This window comes from Rhizobacter sp. (assembly GCF_032229685.1).
Taxonomy (GTDB): Bacteria; Pseudomonadota; Gammaproteobacteria; order Burkholderiales; family Burkholderiaceae_C; genus LMDS01.
In genome coordinates this window covers 1-2584 of the sequence record NZ_JAVTWP010000013.1, presented here as the reverse complement: position 1 = coordinate 2584, position 2584 = coordinate 1, and the positions used below count along the sequence as shown (strand labels likewise).

Genomic DNA, 2584 nt, shown 5'->3' with positions numbered 1-2584 from the left:
ACACGATCAGCACCGTGCAGTAGGCCAGCGCCACGCCGTAGTCGCCGTTGCCGACGCGGCCGATGATGTAGGTGGTGGCGAGTTCGTTCTCGGCGGTGACGAGGAACACGACCGCCGAGACCGTCGTCATCGAACGCACGAAGCTGTAGACCAGTGCGGCCACCAGCGCCGGCTTGAGCAGCGGCAACACCACGCGGCGCAGCGTGGTCGCGGTGGAAGCGCGCAGCATGATCGAGGCTTCGTCGAGCGACTTGTCGAGCTGCTTGAACGCCGCCGTGCCGGCGCGCACGCCGACCGGCAGGTTCCGGAACACGAAACACAGCACGATGATGATGCCGGTGCCCGTCAGCTCGAAGGGCGGCACGTTGAAGGCCAGGATGTAGCTCACGCCGAGCACGGTGCCGGGGATCGCGAAGGCCAGCAGCGCGCCGAACTCGAAGCCGCCCTGCCCCTTGAACTCGGTGCGCGCCAGCAGCCACGCGATCAAGAGGCCGAGCCCGGCGCACAGCGGCGCGGCGATGGCCGACAGTTTCAGCGTCGTGAACAGCGAGTTCCACGCGGTGCCGGCCCACACCAGCCCGAACTCGCCCCACTGCATGTCGAAGGCGGTGATGAAGTGCTTGAGCGTGGGCGTGTAGTCGCGGCCCCAGGTCTGGACGAAGCCGCCGGCGAAGGCGAACAGGTACACGACCACCGTGAACGCGAGCCAGGGCAGCGTCACACCCAATATGACGCGGCGCAGACCGTCGGGCAGCGCCATCGGCATGCCGGCGTCGCCCTTGCCGGTGACGGTGGTGAAGCTCGCGCCGCCGAGCAGCTTGCGCTGCACCACGAACACGGCCAGCGCAAACGCCGTGAGGATCAGCGCCAGCGAGGCCGCGCGGCCCTGGTCGTACTGCGCGCCGACGATGGCGAAGAAGATGTCGGTCGAGAGCACCGAGAACTGCCCGCCCACGACGACCGGGTTGCCGAAGTCGGCGATGCTTTCGATGAAGCCGACCAGGAAGGCGTTCGCCAGGCCGGGTTTGAGCAGCGGCAGCGTCACCGTGAAGAAGGTGGTGCGGCGGTCGGCACGCAGCGTCTGCGCCGCTTCTTCGAGCGAAGGCCCGATGCCCGCGACCACGCCACGCATGATCATGAAGGCGATCGGCGTGAACGCGAACAGCTGCGCCAGCCACACGCCGAAAGCGCCGTAGAACCAGCGCGTGGGCGTGATGCCGAACGCCGATTCGAGCAGCTGGTTGACGATGCCGGCGCGGCCGAACAGCAAGATCAGGCCGAGGCCGACGACGAACGGCGGCGTGATGATCGGCAGCAGCGCCAGCATGTTGAGCGGCTTCTTCCAGCGCGGTGAACCCCGCTCGGCGAGCAGCGCGATCATGGTGCCGAGCACGGTCGTGCCGGCCGCGGTGATCAGCGCCAGGAACAATGTGTTCCATGCCACGCCGCAGCGCTGGCCGCCGACCACGCAGCTCAAACCCCAGGTGCGTTCGTTGCCGATGCGTTCCCACACCGCGCCGATGGCAAAGTCGCCGGCCTCGTTGTAGAACGCGCCTGCCAGAGCTCGCAACACCGGCAACGCCACGAACAGCGCCATCAGCGCGCCGCAGAAGATCACCGCGCTCGCCACGAACACGTCGCCGCGAAAGTAGCCGAGCCGCGCGATGCCGGCGCCCAGCAGCATCAGCAGCGCCACCAGCGTCAGCGCTGCGCCCAGGCCCATGCCGAACTGGCCGGCGGCGAGCGCTCCGAAAGTGGTGTTCATCCAGTCGAACGACCAGCCCTTGGCGCCGATGGTGAAGCCACTGAGCAGCAAGCCCACCAGGCCGAGACCCGCACCGAGCGTCAGCCCACGGCCTTGCGCGCGCCCGGGCGGCAAACGCCAGGCCGCCGCGGCGATCGCGATGCCGAGCAGCGCGACCCACAACCAGGGCTTGCCGTGCACGGCCGCCTGCACCGCACCACTGGCCGTGTCGGCCGCACCGAACACGCCAGGAAGCGCCTGCAGCACCGACTTGTCTGAGAGGAAGTACCAGGGAAGCAGCAAGAACGACACAGCGCCGAGCAGCAGCCAGCCGGCGATGGCGGCTTGCACGCGGTTGGCGGCTCGGGCTGAGGGGGTCATGTCAGGTTCTTTGCGACTCGCGTGCCAAAGACGGCACGTCGCGGCGGGCGGCAGCCGGCGGGGGGCTCAGGCACCAGTGGTGGTTCTCGACGAGCAAGCTCAGACGTGCCAGCAAAGGCGCGTGCGGGCAGGCTGGAGCGCGCCTCTGGAGCGCCGAGCAGCACAGGGCTCGTGGCCTCGCGCGCAGCGCGAGTTGTGAACTGACTTGTCGCAGCTGTTTGAGTGCAGTGAGCGAAGCGAACGTAGCGAGTTCTGCGACAGGGCCACGAGACCGAGCAGCGCAGGGCAGTCGGCGCAACGCGCCGACCGCTCCAGCGAAGCGCGTAAGCCTGCCCGCACGCGCCTTTGCCGCCCACCAGCTCGCCCAGCGTCCCCCGACCAAGCCCCATCACTTGGGCAACGAATTGACGTCCTTCTCCCACCGCGCAATCAACCTCCTACGCTCCGCACTCGCACCGT

At 68.5% G+C, this 2584-nt stretch carries 1 protein-coding gene; it reads right to left on the bottom strand.

Going from position 1 to position 2584, the window contains the following annotated elements; genetic code table 11:
• The coding region (locus AC30PD_RS07235; protein ID WP_489534972.1) for an ABC transporter permease at positions 1-2125 on the bottom strand (2125 nt) is incomplete at its 3' end.
• Positions 2126-2584: the final 459 nt, after the last annotated feature.